Consider the following 17,894-nt stretch of genomic DNA (forward strand, 5'->3'; position numbering starts at 1 on the left):
TAATGAGGAGAGCAAGCATTATGCGTTTGCTTTCTTTTTTTTACATTTAAATTGTTACAATTTTCAAAAAATACTTTCACGACAATGAAAAAAGGTGCATAGTAGTAAGTGGAGGTGTTTTTAAATGATACATATTGAAAATATCCATTTATATCGCAATGACAAAAAGATTTTAAATGATTTAAGCTGGCATGTTCAAAAGGGACAGCATTGGGCTATTTTAGGGTTAAACGGCTCCGGCAAAACGACGTTGCTGAAAGTTATTAACGGCTATATTTGGCCAAATGAAGGTAAGGTCCAAGTACTGGGTGAAACATATGGCAAGACGTATATACCGAAACTGCGGACGCGGATCGGCTGGGTCAGCAATGCGATGATCGATAACTTCAACTGGCAGGATAATGCAATTGAAATCGTGCTCAGCGGAAAATTCGGTGCCCTTCGCCTTTTCAATGATGTGACGGAAGAAGAAATTGACCATGCGGTTTCTATTATGAAGCATTTTCACTGTGACCATTTAGCAAATAAATCATTCGAGCATTTGTCTCAAGGTGAACGGCAGCGTGTTCAAATAGCAAGGGCCATTATGGCGGATCCGGAAATTTTAATATTGGATGAGCCATGTGGCGGTCTGGACTTAATCGAACGGGAAAACTTGCTGCAAACAATAGAACAGATTGCACAAGCAGAAAACGGCCCTACCCTAATTTACGTGACGCATCATGTAGAAGAAATACTTCCTTGTTTTAGCCATGTACTTTTAATGAAAGACGGAAAAAATGTCGAAGCCAATGCACGCGAAGTTGTTTTAACAGACGAATTATTAAGCGATTTCTTCGGGCGGGAAATTAGTTTGCAGATTGAACGCGAACGTGCCTGGGTCGCAATTAAATAAAACGAACCAGCAGGAGTCCATCTCTTGCTGGTTCGTTTCATTTATAAGCATTAAATATGATATTCAATATTTTCATCGACGTAATGCCATTCATACGGCGTTTCTTGGTATACGTAGTAGTTCAGCCAGTTGTAGAACAACAGATGCGAATGGGCACGCCAAACATTTTTCGGTGCCTGCAACGGGTCGTTATTCGGGAAATAGTTGATCGGAATTTCCGTATTGTCCGGATCTTTCTCAATATCGCGGAAATACTCATCCGATAAGGTCGTTGCATCATATTCCAGATGCCCTGTAATCATAATATGTTTATTGTTTTTCGATTGCACGATAAACACGCCTGCATCATCCGAATAGCTTAATAGTCGCAAGTCAGGGTGTGCTCGCACTTCATCAATTGAAACCGACGTGTGGCGTGAATGAGGTGCCACATACTCATCACTGAATCCCCGCACTAAATCTACTGTTAAATCCGTAATCACATGGGAATAAACACCGGAGCATTTCTTCGGCAATTCGAATTTTCCGATGCCAAAATGATGATACAATGCAGCTTGGGCGCCCCAACATATATACATAATCGAAGTGACATGTTCATCTGCCCAGTCCATAACATGCGTAATCTCATTCCAGTAGCCAACATCTTCAAAATCCATTTTCTCTACTGGCGCTCCTGTAATAATGAGCCCATCAAAGCGACGGTGCTTCACTTGGTCGAACGTCCGGTAAAAAGTATCTAAATGCGATTTGGAAACATTTTTTGATTCGTATGTAGCCGTGTTTAAAAATGTCACATCCACCTGTAATGGTGTATTACCGAGTAAGCGCAGCAACTGCAGTTCGGTTTTCTCTTTTTCAGGCATTAAATTAAACACTAAAATATTTAACGGTCGAATTTGTTGTGTTTTCGCACGGTCTTCCTCCATGACGAAAATCTTCTCTTTTCTAAGCAGCTCACCCGCCGGTAAATGTTTCGGAATATTAATCGGCATTCCACTTTCCCCCTCATAAACTTTTTCAATAAACTTTTAATAATCTGTGGTATTCAGGCAATGCATTGTTTTACGAGCGAAACGAACCGTTCCGGAACAATAAAAAAGCCCCTCTCATTCCAGCAAAACAGAATTGAGAGGGGCTTCTACCCGTTCTTATCTGCCAAGGTCAACACCTTGCTGGAAGTAGCACCTTTCTAGTTAAACTAGAGGTTGCTGAAGCATCATCGGGCCAAGTCCCTCCGCTTCTCTTGATAAGTCTATTAAATTGTCATTAGTGTATCATGTACTTTGTAATTTTGCAATAATTCCAAAAATATTATTTCACGCATACTAAAGCTGCTCTTTTTCTATAGTAAATAAGATTGTCTCCAGCCGTTCATCCCATACACGTGTCAATGTATTGTATACCCGCACAAAATGCCTGTTTTCCTTTTGATCAAACAGTAAAAAACATAGGACCGGTATATCATTAATCTGGATCGATTCCGTCGAAACAACACTCGTTATATAGTGCGGTACTTCATCTTCCGCCACCGGTTGTTCGGAAAGTTGCTGTTGTATGAAATCAATCAGCACGCTCTCTTCAATTGCTTCGATTTCTTCTGTTTCGATTGTCGGGAAAGGCTCCGGAAACTCTTCCAAATCCGCAAATTCCTCCAGGTCACCCTCCAATGGCTGCTCATGGATCGGGCTGTATTGAATAAAATAACTTGTTTCTTCAAGTTCCTCTTCAAAAATGCCCGATTCCAGCTGAGCCTTACCCTTTGCAGTTAGTGCAAATTCCTCTTCCTTCACAATCATACCCAGTCGTAACATTTTATTCGTCAAATCATGAATAAATAACGGTTCCACCAATAAAATTTCGGCTAATAACTCCACATTTTTCAGCTTCGCCTTCTCAAATGAAATGAGCATCATCTTCATTAAAATATCCATGGCATTACGCATTACCGGATGATATTTCACTTCCAATGTGTGAATCGGAATGGCGTATTGCATTTGCTTTTTGATTTCAATGGACGGATTTTGGATGAGTTCTTTCTGCAGCTGTATAACTGTACTTTGTAAATCCATTCAATCCCCCTGTTTCTACACAGCAAAATAGCCGTCTTGCTCTTTTACTGTCGTTAATACATGGGCATACATATCCCGTGTTTTCGCGCTCTTTGGACGCTTTGTAAACATTTCGGTACTGCCAATCATTATGAGCAGTTCCCGTGCGCGGGATAATGCAACATTCAGGCGTCGGTAATCTTTCGCAAACCCGATTTCTCCGCGTTCATTGTCATGATTCCGCACCATGCTGACGATAATCACATCCATCTCCATCCCCTGGAATTTATCGACGGATCCTGTACGGATGTGTAAATGCGGTACACTGATTTCCTGTTCGATCAGACGATTAATACGTTTCACCTGCTCCGCGTAGAATGAAATAACGCCAACCGATTTTAATGCGTCTTGTGGAATCAGCCCTTGTGCTTTCGCTTGTCCCGTTGCGGCATTTAATTCAAGAAGCTGCTGTTTAATCTGTTCCAGCTCAGCTAAATTGAATAAACTCGAGCCTTCCTTCATACGCTCTTCAAAATACGGCTTGGCATTCGGAATATCAAGCCATAGTAAATGGTGATTTCGTGTAACCTTTGAAGTTTCAAGGAAATGATCGCGTACGGCATCCGAATCCTCTAACCCACACTGCAGCTGTTCGGATTCATTTTCGTAAAACGGTGTGATAGTTGACATAATATTTTTATGCATTCGATATTGAAGGGCGAGCATCGTTTTATTTTGTGACGGCAAATTGTTATAAAGACGCTCAAACAATGATTCTTCCAGTAACTTTTCAAGCTCTCGTTTTTCTTCAAATGTTGTACTTTCCTTCACAACTTGCTCCAATGTCTCTTCAAATGTCGCATCGCCTACAAGCGGAGGCAACTGGTGATGGTCCCCAACTAAAATGATCTTTGCGCCCTTTAACATCGGCAGTAACAGTTCCGGTGGTGTTGCTTTCGAAACTTCATCAATAATCACGACATCAAATGTCGGATAGTTGTCCATAAACTCTTTATTTGCCGATGCAACACAAGTTGTCCCGATCACATTGGCATGTTTCACATACAATTTGCGGATTTCGTCCAAGTCATGGGCATTGGCGTTTTTCAGTAAACCGTACCATTCGTTTTGAAGTTCTGCCGTCACCGGAAGCAAACTGATTTTCAATTCAAGCATCTCGATCTTTTCTGTAAGAAGCCCGATCTTTTCGTTTACTTCAATGATCGCCTGCTCAGGGTTCAGTTTTGTCAGCTGTTCAAGTTCTGTCCGGCGTTTTTCAAGCTGGATGCCTTCGCTGTTGATCCCTTTAAAGCGAACTGTTAACTGTTCGACAGTCTCAGTACCAAGGGCTATCTGTTCATTTAAAACTGCCAGCTCCTCCGCTTTTTTATCCAGTTGAAGCTCCACTTTTTCACGGTTTTGGCGCTGTGTTTCAGTTTTCATCTGATCCAGTTCATTTGTTGCGAGCAGTTCTTCCAGCTCGTCCGTGGAATGGTTCAACGTAATCGATGGATCAATTTTTTCATTGATCGCATCCATTTGGGATTTTACCGTAGTTGCCTCTTCTTCCAGCTGCTGAAGATGCTGTGCTTTCACATCATTTTGCTCTTTAAACTGAAGAATGATTTCCTCTTTCAGCTTTTCGAAAATAAGCACGGTTTCACGGATCGCATCCATATATTTATTGTTCAGCTGCTCGATATATTGCATGCGCAAATGAACACCCTGAATGGAGCGGGTTCCGTTTTGAGCATTTACGCGACGGTCCCGAAAAGCGATACTAAGCTTCGTCAAAAACTCCTGAATTTCTTCAAGCGTATAATGATGGCCCATATCCAGCCTGTCCGGTGTTACATGAATACCTAACGCCGTTTCACTGTAATGCAATGCCTTTTCCAGACGTTCCTTCACATCTTTAATCGGTTTATACTGCTCCATTTGCGGCTGAATTCGATCAAGCGCTGTAAGTAAACGGTCCATTGCATAGTTCCGGCGAATATTGTATTCACTCATGAACTCCTCAATTTCATACACTTTTTTCAAAGAGGCAATTTTATCAATGAGCAAATCATACTGTGACGTTTCGTTGGTCTTTTCAATTTTCGTTTTAACAGCATTAAATCGCTGCTGGAATTGATCAAGTTGCGCTTTATAATGACTTTGCGTAAGTTGCTGCTGGAAGTTTTCTCTCGCCTCTTTTAACTGTTGTGCTTGTTCTGTCAATTGCTCGACAGTTAATCCGTCTTTTACTTGCTGTTCAAAATTTGCAACGGTTTCGGCTACTGTGCTCTGCGTTGCCTGCAGTTTCTCCAGCTTGCGTTCATTGTCTTCCAGTTCTTTTTTGCATTCAGTCAATTGTTTTTTTAATGCCAGAATCTTTTCAGCCAGAATATGCAATTCTGCTTTTGCCGCTTCTTTTTGTTCAATTTGAAGTTCAAGCTCTTTTTGTTTCTGTTCAAGCGCAGCAATTTCATTTTGAGCCTCATTGATCTCATTATTTAAAAGCTGCTCTTTTCGTTCATGCAGCGAAATTTCATGGCCGATTGCTTCAAATGTCTGCTCCTGCCAATACGTTGCAACATTTTCCTCAATAAACCTTTTCCCTTCTTCTTCTATGCTTTCTGTACGACCGTAACGCAAAATCCGGATATCTTTGTTCGATAAAAGTCGGCTTAATGCATTGTCTACCGCTAAGTTTGATTGCGAAGCAACGAGTGTTTTCAAACCTGCTTTTGCATTTTGATAGCAAATTTCCGAAATTACCGTCGTTTTACCAGTACCGGGCGGACCTTGAATAACATACAGATCTTCGGAACTCATCGCCCCTTCGACTGCCTGCTGTTGGTAAGGATTCAGCCGGTTATGAAAATTAAGAGGAACCGTTTTTCTGCGCTCGGCAATGACCGGCTTATCTTCAAATAGTATCGTTTCGAGGTTCGCATTTGCGGCCAATCCTTCTTTTAAACGTTCAAACCCTTTTAAAAGCCGCTTTAACTGTGATTTCGTCGCAGCATTGGAAAATTCGATGTCTTCCGATTGGAACTGCAGCTCATTTCTCCGCGCCAAATTGCTGTAATATGGTTTTAACGCAATTTCAACGGTATTCTCGTTCCGGCGGATTTTGGCAACATCCCCGATTTCCTGCACATAGCCGCGCAAACGCGCACTTAGGCCATCCAGCTGTTTCCACTGCTTTTTATCGAGGTTGTTGATGCGAACTGTCATATGAGAAAAATCGGCATCAAACGTGACACTTGAAAAACGGGCATGAATATCTTCAATGTCCGCATTTTTGTTTAAAACTTTTAAATAGCCTTCCCAGCTGCTGATTCTCTTATTGACATAATCAAAACGTTCCTGTGCAATCGGCAGTTCATCAATGGCCTTTAGAAACGGATCCTGGTATGTATGGCCACTAATACGGGATGCAACGAAGTGGATTTTCATTGTGGCGCGGCGATTTGTGACAACCGGTGTCCCTTTGCCGCGTGTTCGAAAGCTTTTTGCCACAAGACCGTTTTTCCGGTCAAATACACAGTCCATAATGACAACGCGTTCTTCAAATTTATTTTTTAATTTTACGTTTTTATCATTATCGAAAAAGATGCTCAAATGCGTTTGCTCTGCATCGACCGATACTTTTTCAATCGCGACAATGAAATATTGCTGTAAATTAAAAAAGGCGTGTTCATCTGGAACATGCTCCTTCATCGCTTCACGTGCCGTATTCGTCAATAAAATATGACAGCGGGTTTGAATATTCGCGATTGTTTTTGGTGCCATGAACACACCTCCCTCATAGATTTTTTATATACAGTTCCGTTTAGTCGTATATGATTATAACAATATTCGTCAGTTCGTTAAAGAAAAAATGCCCTGTTATCAATTTAACAGGACATGTCGATTAACTTTGAATTTTCGCAACTTCCGCATATTTGGCATCCCAAGCAGCATCAATCTTCTTCAATGCGACCGGACGGAAGTTTTCCTTTTTCACTAAAATATGCTGAGACTTCGCCGTTACTGCAACGGTACCGTCTTCATGCAGAATTTCATAGCCGTATGTAGTGCGCAGCTTCGTATGTTCTTCAATCCATGTGCGAACTGTAGCCGTTTGACCATAGCGCATCGCCGCTTTATATTGAATCGAAAAATCCATAACAGGCGACAAATAGCCGTCTTCTTCAAGCTTCGCATAGTTAAATCCTAAATCCTTCACAATTTGCGTACGCCCGATTTCGCACCAAACGAGATAATTGGCATGATAAACGACACCCATCTGATCTGTCTCGGCATAGCGCACTTCTACTGTTGTTTCTGAAATATACATTCTCTTCACCTCTAGAGGTATTATAGCGCTAAAAGGCTTGAGTTGTAAGGGTTCTGAATCAATATTCTATTTTAAACAGGTTAAGTCATTAAGTGGAAATTTTAGAATACGATAATATTATGAATTTGTATAAATAAATTAACTATCCAAATAATATATTATTAAACTTTATTAATTGGGGTCCCCCCCCATCCCAGCTATCAATCCATATTCAAAATTGCCAAACATCAATCCAATAAAGACTGGTAAAGATGCAGCTATCCCTGCACAAAAGGCTTTTACCCAAGGAAATGGCCTTTTATTCATGCTTATTGCCTGTTTTAAAAGAGATAGGAATTTAGCAGATGCTGATTTATTTATTTCTCTCATAGGATGACTCCTTTTCTATAACGCTTAACTACGTAAAAATATACATGTAACATACTAACAGGTTGTAATATTTTCGAATCTTAATCCCTTCGTAAAGGCTCTATATTTTGACTACTAATAAATAGTAATTACCCATCCAACTCTTTATAAACCCATATTTTCATTATATTCCTGGATTGTTATGCACAACTAATTGTCTTTTTATAAGATTCAAGCATCAGTGTAAAATCTGATTGTTGGATTGGGGTTTGTAATGACAGTTAGAAGTAGGTTACTCAAAAAGGTTTTGGGTATAAACAAGTAAAAGCCAGGGAAATTCCCCGGCTTATTTTTATTATCAAAGTAAAAAAGATTTATTAGCAGCAGCAATCGTATTTACTTGAATAAATTTAGTTGTTTTTAAACACCCATTGTTTTAATGAGGGTTGAAGTTTGTGAAGCAAAACACCAACTATTTTCCCAATACCATAGGCAGCAATGAACGTACCTATACCAATAGCGCCAAATGATTGAATAAATAGTAAACAAATCACAAGTGAAAGTACGACATTTAGCATGTCACTTGTAATTTTTGCTTTACTGAATGGCATTTTCCAAGTGTTCGCAATGACATGCGTAAGTGAATCATATGGCATCGTCGGTAAATTCGCTGTGAAATATAACAGTAAAGCTAAGGCAACAATTATTAAGCTTATTGCTAAATACACAATAATAAGAACAATTGAAGTTGCTTCAGGTAAGCCTTTTGTTAACCAAATCGTGAAATCCATAAAAAAACCGAATAAAAAGGAAATAATTAATTGTATGAAAAAATTCTTCCAACGTATTTTTTTTAATATTATTGCTTGTAAAACTATAAAAACAAAATTAGCTAATACGGTTGTAATACCAACTGACAAAGGTGTAATTAAAGCAAATGCATAAGGTAAAGAGGTTACAGGAGAAACACCGATACCTGCCAAAATTGAAAATGTAGCACCAAGTGAAAGTAGAAATAAACCAATTATGTAAATGCTAATTCTTTTTGTAATTGTGATTGTATGATTCATATTTCCCCTCCTACAAATAGTATACTCCTTGAAATATTAACTGAAAAATATATAATAAATAATAAAGATATATATTTTATATATGAGGTGGTTAATTGGATTTACGTCAATTACGCTATTTTAAAGAAATAGTTGATCAGGGAAGCATTTCAAAGGCTGCCGAAGTATTACATATGGCACAGCCACCATTAAGTATGTTATTAAAACAAATTGAAACACGCTACGGTACACCATTAATTAAGCGATATCGTCAAAAATGGGAGATTACTGAAGCTGGAGAAATGCTATATAATCATGCAACTCATATGCTTAATCAAATGGCAATGTTTGACGTGAAAATGGATTATATGATGCAAGGGGAAGTGGGTCAATTACGTGTAGGGGTTTCTTCAAGCTGTATACATTTAATAGGAGATGTCATACGGCAATTTTCTCAAAGCTACCCTAAAGTAGAATTACAAATTTTCAAAGGGGATTCCGAAAAAATAGAACAAATGTTATTTAATAATGAAATAGATATAGCTGTTATTTTAGCACCGGAAAATAGTGAACAGTATGAAGAATTCTCCTTAACACCTAGTCCTTTTGCATTGGCTGTACCAAAGAAATGGTCCAATGAGATTGATCTAGATGTGGTATCGATACAAAACTTAATGAAGTTCCCGTTTATTTCGTTAGAAGCTATGGAAGGGTATTCGATGTTAGAAAATATTATATTTTATCTCAAAGAAAAGAACATTTCCTTAAATATTGTTGCTAAATGTAAAGATATTACGATTGCCCAGTATTTAGTCGCTAAAGAAGTAGGAATCAGTATATTACCTAAAATTCAACTAGGGTATGTGGATGGAATTTATTTTGTTGATTTACCTGAATTAGAAATTGCGATTCAACCGAAATTATTTTATAAGCAAGAAGCGACATTCTCCCCTATTTGCAGGAATTTTATTGCTTTATTTAAATCAAGTAATTAAAAAGGAGATCCTTTAGCTAAGAGTTGGTTGAATGAAAAAGGAATTGCTATTCGCACATCATTAGGCTTTGAAGAACATTAGCTAACAGTTCTCACGCCACCACCGCAATCTATTTTAATGATCTAGATGGTAACTACATTGAGTTGATTACTCCCATTCGACTAGATTTTTCAGAGGATTTCAAGAGGATGACATTGGAAAATGGTTAAAAAGATTAGAATTACAAAAGTTAATTTCTTTTTATCTAAGATGATGCGTTATATCGGCAAAGACTTTTAAAGCATACATAATAAACCAATCGTTCCTGAATAAAAGTTTGTGGGCATAACAAAAATCGGTAAACGTTGTTGTAGCAGCGTTTATCGATTTTATATTAGAATATTGTTTATACGGGATTTTATGCAAATCGCTGAAACGTTACTAAAGCAGCTTTTATAAGATCTGGACATGAGTAATTACACGCCTACACTAGTGACTTTTCTTATTTCAATATCCACAAACTGACTAAGGCCAGTGATATTAAACATTCTTGTCATTCTTTCAGATGGATTTATCAATTTTAGGGAAGTATTTCCTTTAATTACTTTCTTATAGAAGGCAACAAGTAAACCAAGACCACTACTATCCATATAAGTTACTTTTGAAAGATCTAATTCTATAATCAAGCCGTCTGACAAAACAATTAAATCTAGTTCATCTTTTAATATTGGTGCTGTATGACTATCGATTTCACCTTCAATAAATCCATGTATTAAATTTTCAATTTCCCGCTTTTGTAATCTTAAATTCATTTCTTTCCCTCCTTAATTCCTAATTATACTTGCCCGCCTTAAGAACTATTAAAACATTTTTATTCAGAATAAAAATGCGGAGTCCTTCGTCAAAACCCAACCATTTTTGCATTGAAATACGTAGGAATTTATGCAAAAATCTCTTATAGAAAAGAGCCTGTACTAATATTACTGCTTAAATAATGGTAACTACATATACCTAAACTATACCGTGTAATGCATTCTCTGACTATTCTATGCAATGCAAAAAAGCCCATAACCTTTTTACAAATTGCGGGCTTTAATTTATTTTTTTTGATTTAATAGATGCTATTTTACGTTTCTAGAAATATCCCTTCCAAAATCATCATAAGAAAAGGGATCTTATTCAAGAAAAACCCCCGATTGTTGAATATCATTATCTTCAATTGAATAAGTAAAAAAACAATAACAAATTCTCTACATCATGTTTTTTTGATTTTAGTGTTCCGTTTTTAACAGGTTTAACTGTTTTAATTTTAGTCACAACTCCTTTTGTCATCCCTACCTACATATGATTATCTTTGGTAGCATACGTTGTAATAGAGATTTTAGTGGAGGCATTTTCATGAAAAATAAAAATAAAAGTCAAGATATCAAAACCAATTAGCAATTCAGGCTGCCGAGCTAGCAATTGTTGGTGCAGCCATAACTACTTTAGGAGATACTATTGCAACTATGGCAGCAGTACTTGCATTAGAAGCAGAAAGGCAAGAACAAAATAATCAAAATGATACAAGTAAAAACGGTAATCAAGATATGCAGAAACAGATAGATTATTTAACCAGCGAAATAGAAAAACTTAAAAAGCAAGTAAATGGTTCGAACTCTCGTAGACTGAAGTAAGCCATATTAATTGGATAATGTTATATAAACATTCATCTTATTCGGTAGCCAATGCTGTAATAACAGCTCCCACCACTTGTATCCAAGCACCGACCGCATTCATTACTTCTCCTTCTTTTGTATCAGTATCCGCAAAAACCTCTATCACAGTCCCAATTAATTGAATGATATTACCGGTATTAGATATTGTTTCTAAAAGAGTTAATTTTCCTTCAGTATTAATGACGATTCCTAACCCTACTACTTGAAGAAGGCTACCCTGCTTTTCTAAAAGTTGACCTGATTGCTCATTTTTAGACAGTATTCCTGCTACAGTAGCTAAATTGCCTATAGCTTGAAGTTGATCGCCAACTTTATTTAATAAGGCGTCCTCGGTCTCTGATACGACCGCACTTCCTCCAGCTTCTAAAATATTCCCAATTAAATTAAAATCGGTTAGTGTTTGTTGAGTAAAAATATTTGAGGGTGTACTCGCTATTGCAGATAGTAATGACCCAATTGCTACAATCCAATTTCCTGCAATGGCAGTAATATTTGAGTTATTTTTATCAATTTTATTTGAGTTACTCTGTTTATTACGTTTATCGGGATAAATCATGTTATCCCATTTATTTAAAGAGTTATTTTGTTTTCCAGAAATATTACGGTGATTTGATTCAAAAGAGTTCATTATTTCTCTCCACCTACTATTCATTAGATAGGCACATCGCTAAATAGCTCGTGATGAGTTCCTTTATTATTTTGATAGGGCATACATCCCTATTCACTTTAAATACATACTCCACTATATGATTTTTTTAATGGGTTAGATGGACCTTTATAATGATATATGTATTTCTTACTGATCATAAGTAGTTCATAAAACATTTAGTGAAGATGTAATTAAAACCGTTGAACCTCTCTTAATTGAGGAATTCCAAGACGAAGGTTTGAAGGGAATTGTTAAAGATCATCTGAAAAGAAATTTAGAACACCTTAAAAATTAGATAAATAGATCATAATTTAATTTATTTAGGTTTCTTATTCCTCCCCAAACTGACTATATTTAGCTTCCTTTGGCAATCCCATCATCTGGCCCGATTTAAGGATAAAAGAATAACGAAAATAAAAAAGACGACCGTTGCCTCAACAATGGTCTTAAATATGTCATGTATGGGTGACGGTCTATACCTTGCGAAACGCTGGATATTACATCTTAAGAATGTTGTTCAACAATCTGGTCATTGGCTGAAGAAGGCACAATTTCTATTCAAGAATTGTGCCCTATAATGGAATATGAAGGGACTGAATACCATTTAATATTATCGTCAATAAACCTCTTCATTGTATCTGTACATGAACTCTAAGTTTCCAGGTTAGTAATTTTGCCGAATAGTAATGCATCATAATACTTATCCTCTATAAAATAGTGGTCTTTTAATCGTCCTTCTGATTCATACCCGTTCTTTTCAAGTATCCGTGCAGAGCCCATATTGGCATGCACTACAATAGCATATAGATATGCCAAATAACGAATCTACAGGATTTTTAGAGGAGTGCACCTATATTCTCTATTAATTACGGTAAATCTTGAAGTGTTTGATTTAATACAATTTTAAATACAATAATGCTTTTTTTAATTTAATTTCCAAATACAGCAATTTTGGAACAGTTTTCCACCAGCGCTTTGGTATACTGATTTTACTGTACGAATTACTTTACAGCTGGGGGAATTTAAATGGACACAAGAGAAACTTTACAGATAATTTTAGAGTTTATTGACGAGAATATCACTGAAAACATTAGTCCGGATATTTTGGCTGCACAAGCTGGCTATTCAACTTGGCATTTCAGTCGAGTATTCCAATGGGGTACCGGATATTCGGTGATGAACTATGTCCGGAACCGCCGCCTTGCGTTTGCTGCACATGAACTTTCATCGGGCAAGCGAATTCTCGATATTTCAATAGAATACGGGTTTGAAACTCACTCTGGATTCAGTAAAGCTTTTCGGCGATTTTACGGCTGTTCACCAGGAACTTACCGTTTACATGCGCACAGTAATCGTCCGTTTCCGCCAAGCCTTTCCTGCACGTACAAATACTTTATCGGAGGAATTGTTATGGAACCTAAATTTGTTACACTACCTGCTATTAAACTTGCGGGTTATGCCATTAAAACGACTTCAACTGGCGGAGAAAACTCAACTGCCATCCCGGCTTTTTGGGACGACTATATGAGTGGCGGAAGAATGGAACAACTTCATTCGGAAAATTTTATTAAAAAACACGATGAATACGGTGTATGCTTTCCGGAAGACCCGACAACCGGAGAATTTGAATATGTAATCGGGGTCGAACCAAAAGACGGTGCTGAAATTGCTGGTGAATACCATGTTCGTGAAGTACCTCCCGCAACTTATGCTGTTTTTTCAACACCTCCTTCTGATGCCACAAACTTTGTAGCTGCTATTCAAGGCACATGGAATTTTATTTTTAATGAATGGTTCCATAAGTCTGGTTACGAATACGCACCAGGTTGTAATGATTTTGAATTGTACGATGACCGTTGTATGCTTGATGAAGGGAAAATTTGTGATATTTATATTCCGGTAGTTAAGTCACAATAATAAAGTGTTGAAAGTGTAATAATTTGTAGTTAAAAACATATTTTATAATAAGTGGTCATTTTTGGACTTGAGTGGTCGCTCAGGTCTTTTTTTGTATTCACCAAGGAAAAAGGTTGAAATATTTGGTTCCTTCTAATTAATCGTTATCTATATTGCTTCATACTATATTTTAACAATGGAGTTGATCTTCATGGCGATATGGATAGACATATCCACTTCAAAACACCAATTAAAGTTAATGAATAACAATAATCTTATAAAAATTTACCCGATTGCTGTTGGAAAAATATTGACCCCAACACCTTCCGGATCTTATACGATTATCAATAAACAACTTAATCCTCCTGCACCATTCGGAGTGCTTTGGATGGGATTGTCTAAGCCTCATTATGGTATACACGGAACGAATAATCCGGCTTCAATCGGTAAGAATCGCTCACATGGATGTATTAGAATGTTTAATCACGATGTTCTAGAACTATCATCCAGAGCACCCATTGGTACGAAAGTTTTGATTCATAAGTAGATTTGTATTCATGTTAACTTGTAACTGGATGCATTTTTTAATATAAATCTATCTGAAATAGTTTAAAACTATTATTATTTTGGGAATAACAAAAATAGAAACTTAAAAAGGGGTAATTATTATGAACATTTCAAAATTATTGGGTGCGCCATATGCTAATTTAAAAACAGCCAAAGTATTTGTTAAACCGGGGCAAGTCGTCGTTACATATAATAAAAAAACATACTTTATTGTAAAAAAAGATGTATTTACAAATATTCTGCATCCATTAAACTATAATGCTATTAATTCTTGAGAGATAATGTTATCTCTCTTTTTTATTTGTCTCCACCTGTTTACCAATAACATACAATATGGATAAATATAAATTAACTTTTCATACTAAAGCTAAACTGTAAAGGATGTGCTTTTGTGAAAGATACGAAATTTGCGGAACTGGATATGAATAAACTCGATGCAATTAAACAACTGGAGCAAAAATTAAATGTAACACTGATTGCGTATGAGCTCTCCCCGGCTCATCAAGCCCATCATGAGGACGCTCCAATAGTGATCAATCCTTCCTAACATGCAAAAGCCTTCGCATAATTTGCGAAAGGCTTTTTTTTAAAGTTGACTGCTTGCACTGCAACTACACTTGCTTTCCTTTTATTTGCTCAAGAACAGCTTGGAATGACTGACGCTCACCTGCTTCCCTAAACTCTCTAAATGGATTGCCTATGCTCTCTAAACGCTTTATTACATTTGGAATTGTGAAAAAATCGGGCGTTAATTTTTCGTTTACTTCTTCCCATAACAACGGTGTGGCGATTAGTCCTTTATCATTGCCGCGTGCTGAATATGGTGCGATAATCGTTTTTCCTTCCCTATGCTGGACATAATCCAAATACAGCCTTTTCCCTCTGTTTTTCTTCATTCGTTCGACTGTAAAGAAATCAGGATATTGCTGTGCCAGGAATCTGCATATGAACTCCGTAAATACACCCGTTTCTTCATAGGAGAACTTGTGAGGCGGCAATGGGATATAAATTTGCATACCTTTTCCGCCTGACGTTTTAACAAAGCTTGTCAGTTCAAAATAATCCATTATCGTTTTGAACTTCAGTGCAGCATCTACTGCCAATCCAAAGTCATCAACAGACGGTGGATCCAAATCAAATACAATTTCAGTCGGCTGCTTGGAAGTGACCGGCTGAAATGGAATATGCAATTCCAATGCGAGCTGATTGCCCAACCACAAAAGTGATTCAATATTGTTACATAAAATGAAATGGGTATCGTCTACTAACTGCGTCGTAATATAATCCGGCAAATTTTCGGTATAGTTTTTCTGGTAAAAGCTTTCTCCTGGAACTCCGTGAGGATAACGGATGACCGTCAATAACCGGTCCTGCAGAAAAGGCAGCATTATCGGCGCAACTGTCTGCAAATAATACAAATAATCATCCTTCGTAATATTGCTTGCAGGAAAAACCGGTTTATCCGGATTTGTGACTGTTACATTTTCCGGAATCGGGTTTAATTGTCTTTGCATTTGCTGCCAGCTACAATCTGAAGCTTCCAGATGATGCTGGAAAGAATGAAAGCGCGGTTCTCTCAATTTACTGCCGTCAAAATCAATACAAGCAACGGTTACGCAAATTGAAGGAGGAATTTCAAATATACTTTTCGTCACCAGCGTACCATTTGTTTTAAAAAATGCGACCAATGTTTTGCTTTCTTCTTCAGATAAACCATGCTTAAACGACACAATCTCCATAAGCTTATCTTCTTTGTATATTGCACCATTTAAGAAACCGTTTGACTGATCAAATTTTTTAAGAATGACATTTACGTGCTTCCAGTTTTTTATTTTCAGCCAGCTTTTCGTTCTCGTATCTTCCAGCCATTTGCTGTTGCGCTTCTTTGCTATTATCCCTTCCCCATTATAGGTCTTTACTTTTTGCCAAAGTAAATGCGGATTTTCAAATACATCGATCATTTGGAGTCTTCTTGAATCGCTATATTGAACAGTTCCAGGTAAATTGAGACGTTCAAAAAAGTCGGATAGTAATTGTTTTCTTGTTGTTAACCGGCTATTTCCCTTATCTTTCCCTTTTAATTTCAGCAAATCAAACACAATATAATGGCATGGAAATGTATTTGCGTTCGATTCAATATTTTTTAGGTTGGTCATTTTGCCCCGCTTTTGCACAAACGAGAATTTACTTTGAAAATCGTTTAGTAAGTAAACGACTTCCCCGTCAAAGGTAAGCGGTAAATAAGCTTCGATTTTGTCATAAATACTTTCACAGTAACGAATAATTTCAGGGAATTTTTCATTTAAAACGTTTCCATTTCGGCTTTTCAGTAATGGTGATTGATTACCTTTTCCCCAAATTAAAACAGAACGATAACCGTCATATTTAGTTTCATATAACCAATCATCACCTAACGGAATTTCAGGTGCATCGGTTAATAACATTGGTTTCACATATTGGCCAACTTTCGTTTTTCAATTATCCTTTGTTTTTTTTCGCAGACGATACATAAATTAAATTTTTAGTCCCATAGTAAGGAAAAATGAGGTGACAACATGCATACTGTCTGGAAAGGTAGTATTAGTTTTGGCTTAGTGAATATTCCGGTAAAACTTCATGCGGCAACTGAAAATAAAGACGTCAAACTTCGGCAGCTCCATAAGGAATGTCATACACCAATCAGCTACAAAAAGGTTTGTGAAGGGTGTCAGGCAGAAGTGAAAGATGAAGATATCGTAAAGGCGTACGAGTATACAAAGAACAAATTCGTTGTTTTGGATGAAGAGGACTTGGAAAATTTGCGAAAAGAAAATGAGGATAAATCAGTAGAGATTATAGATTTTGTGAAGCTTGAAGAAATCGACCCGATTTATTTTGAAAAAACGTACTATTTATCCCCTGATAATACAGGTGGAAAAGCGTATGTACTGTTACGTAAAACGTTGGAGGAATCTGGTAAAATTGGGGTGGCTAAAATTACGATTCGGTCTAAAGAGCAATTGGCCATTGTCCGTGTCTACAAAAATACGCTCGTTATGGAAATCATTCATTTCCCGGATGAAGTGCGAGATGTCGGAGATGTACCGAATATACCGAGTGTCGAAGCAGTCGTTCAAAAGGAACTAGACACGGCCCTTATGCTTGTTGAAGAATTGACAACCGAGTTCGATCCGACCAAATACACAGATGATTACCGGACAGCACTTATGCAGCTGATAGAGGAAAAGAAAGCGGAAAGTACAGTTGTGGCAAACGAAAGACGACCGTTGCCTGATAATGTGACCGATTTAATGTCCGCATTACAAGCTTCACTCGATAAAACGAAGAAGCCGAAAACGAGAAAACGTACAACAACTACAAGGACGAAGAAAAATGCTTAGAATAAAGCCCATTTCCAACAAAGAAATGGGCTTTATATAT

The 17,894-nt window shown here is 37.3% G+C and carries 18 protein-coding genes and 1 riboswitch; of the genes, 8 read left to right on the forward strand and 10 right to left on the reverse strand.

What is annotated here, in order from left to right; genetic code table 11:
• Positions 1–124 precede the first annotated feature (124 nt).
• Positions 125–895, forward strand: a complete 771-nt coding sequence (locus M3166_RS05190) for an ABC transporter ATP-binding protein (protein WP_014823881.1) — start codon at positions 125–127, stop codon at positions 893–895.
• A 50-nt stretch (positions 896–945) separates the two neighbouring features.
• Here M3166_RS05190 and metA read toward each other — a convergent pair whose 3' ends face one another.
• The 6 genes from metA to M3166_RS05220 form a co-directional block, all read right to left on the reverse strand.
• Complete coding sequence (metA, locus tag M3166_RS05195; protein ID WP_014823882.1) at positions 946–1,887, reverse strand: homoserine O-acetyltransferase MetA; 942 nt, start codon at positions 1,885–1,887, stop codon at positions 946–948.
• Positions 1,888–2,040: 153 nt separating this feature from the next.
• Positions 2,041–2,148: riboswitch (SAM riboswitch) on the reverse strand.
• 72 nt (positions 2,149–2,220) lie between these two features.
• Positions 2,221–2,964 carry a nucleoside-diphosphate sugar epimerase gene (locus M3166_RS05200; RefSeq protein ID WP_251687989.1) on the reverse strand — a complete coding sequence of 248 codons (744 nt, stop codon included), beginning with the start codon at positions 2,962–2,964 and terminating at the stop codon, positions 2,221–2,223.
• Between the two features lie 15 nt (positions 2,965–2,979).
• On the reverse strand, positions 2,980–6,726 hold the full coding sequence (locus M3166_RS05205; protein WP_251687991.1) for an AAA domain-containing protein: 3,747 nt from the start codon (positions 6,724–6,726) through the stop codon (positions 2,980–2,982).
• 121 nt (positions 6,727–6,847) lie between these two features.
• Positions 6,848–7,273, reverse strand: coding sequence for an acyl-CoA thioesterase (locus M3166_RS05210; protein WP_251687993.1), 426 nt, complete (start codon positions 7,271–7,273; stop codon positions 6,848–6,850).
• Positions 7,274–7,444: 171 nt separating this feature from the next.
• Positions 7,445–7,642, reverse strand: coding sequence for a hypothetical protein (locus M3166_RS05215; RefSeq protein WP_251687995.1), 198 nt, complete (start codon positions 7,640–7,642; stop codon positions 7,445–7,447).
• A gap of 389 nt (positions 7,643–8,031) precedes the next feature.
• Positions 8,032–8,691, reverse strand: a complete 660-nt coding sequence (locus M3166_RS05220; protein WP_251687997.1) for a YczE/YyaS/YitT family protein — start codon at positions 8,689–8,691, stop codon at positions 8,032–8,034.
• A 95-nt stretch (positions 8,692–8,786) separates the two neighbouring features.
• Between M3166_RS05220 and M3166_RS05225 the strand changes: the two genes are divergently transcribed.
• Positions 8,787–9,665, forward strand: a complete 879-nt coding sequence (locus M3166_RS05225) for a LysR family transcriptional regulator (RefSeq protein ID WP_251687999.1) — start codon at positions 8,787–8,789, stop codon at positions 9,663–9,665.
• A 455-nt stretch (positions 9,666–10,120) separates the two neighbouring features.
• On the opposite strand, the gene M3166_RS05230 is transcribed toward M3166_RS05225, so the two are convergent.
• On the reverse strand, positions 10,121–10,456 hold the full coding sequence (locus M3166_RS05230; protein ID WP_251688001.1) for an STAS domain-containing protein: 336 nt from the start codon (positions 10,454–10,456) through the stop codon (positions 10,121–10,123).
• Positions 10,457–11,152: 696 nt separating this feature from the next.
• Here M3166_RS05230 and M3166_RS05235 point away from each other — a divergent pair.
• Entirely contained in the window at positions 11,153–11,320 is a 168-nt protein-coding gene (locus M3166_RS05235; protein WP_251688003.1) for a hypothetical protein, read from the forward strand.
• 37 nt (positions 11,321–11,357) lie between these two features.
• Here the strand turns inward: M3166_RS05235 and M3166_RS05240 are convergent, their stop codons facing one another.
• Both M3166_RS05240 and M3166_RS05245 read right to left on the reverse strand, forming a co-directional pair.
• Positions 11,358–11,990 (reverse strand): DUF6944 family repetitive protein, encoded by a 633-nt coding sequence (locus M3166_RS05240; protein ID WP_251688005.1) that lies wholly within the window; start codon positions 11,988–11,990, stop codon positions 11,358–11,360.
• Between the two features lie 672 nt (positions 11,991–12,662).
• The gene (locus M3166_RS05245; RefSeq protein WP_251688007.1) at positions 12,663–12,827 is read right to left on the reverse strand and encodes a GNAT family N-acetyltransferase; all 165 of its coding nucleotides are present in this window, start codon (positions 12,825–12,827) and stop codon (positions 12,663–12,665) included.
• A gap of 210 nt (positions 12,828–13,037) precedes the next feature.
• On the opposite strand from M3166_RS05245, the gene M3166_RS05250 reads away from it, so the two are divergent.
• From M3166_RS05250 to M3166_RS05265, 4 genes are all read left to right on the forward strand, one after another.
• Complete coding sequence (locus M3166_RS05250; protein ID WP_251688009.1) at positions 13,038–13,928, forward strand: AraC family transcriptional regulator; 891 nt, start codon at positions 13,038–13,040, stop codon at positions 13,926–13,928.
• Between the two features lie 190 nt (positions 13,929–14,118).
• Positions 14,119–14,454, forward strand: a complete 336-nt coding sequence (locus tag M3166_RS05255; RefSeq protein WP_251688010.1) for a L,D-transpeptidase — start codon at positions 14,119–14,121, stop codon at positions 14,452–14,454.
• A gap of 121 nt (positions 14,455–14,575) precedes the next feature.
• Positions 14,576–14,749, forward strand: coding sequence for a hypothetical protein (locus tag M3166_RS05260; RefSeq protein ID WP_251688012.1), 174 nt, complete (start codon positions 14,576–14,578; stop codon positions 14,747–14,749).
• A gap of 116 nt (positions 14,750–14,865) precedes the next feature.
• Complete coding sequence (locus M3166_RS05265) at positions 14,866–15,021, forward strand: uroporphyrinogen-III decarboxylase (RefSeq protein ID WP_251688014.1); 156 nt, start codon at positions 14,866–14,868, stop codon at positions 15,019–15,021.
• Positions 15,022–15,085: 64 nt separating this feature from the next.
• Here the strand turns inward: M3166_RS05265 and M3166_RS05270 are convergent, their stop codons facing one another.
• Positions 15,086–16,927: a DNA ligase D gene (locus M3166_RS05270; RefSeq protein WP_251688016.1), complete on the reverse strand. Its 1,842-nt coding sequence runs from the start codon at positions 16,925–16,927 to the stop codon at positions 15,086–15,088.
• Between the two features lie 102 nt (positions 16,928–17,029).
• On the opposite strand from M3166_RS05270, the gene M3166_RS05275 reads away from it, so the two are divergent.
• The gene (locus M3166_RS05275; RefSeq protein WP_251688018.1) at positions 17,030–17,854 is read left to right on the forward strand and encodes a Ku protein; all 825 of its coding nucleotides are present in this window, start codon (positions 17,030–17,032) and stop codon (positions 17,852–17,854) included.
• The last annotated feature ends 40 nt before the right edge of the window (positions 17,855–17,894 follow it).

This window comes from Solibacillus isronensis (assembly GCF_023715405.1).
Lineage (GTDB): Bacteria > Bacillota > Bacilli > Bacillales_A > Planococcaceae > Solibacillus > Solibacillus isronensis_B.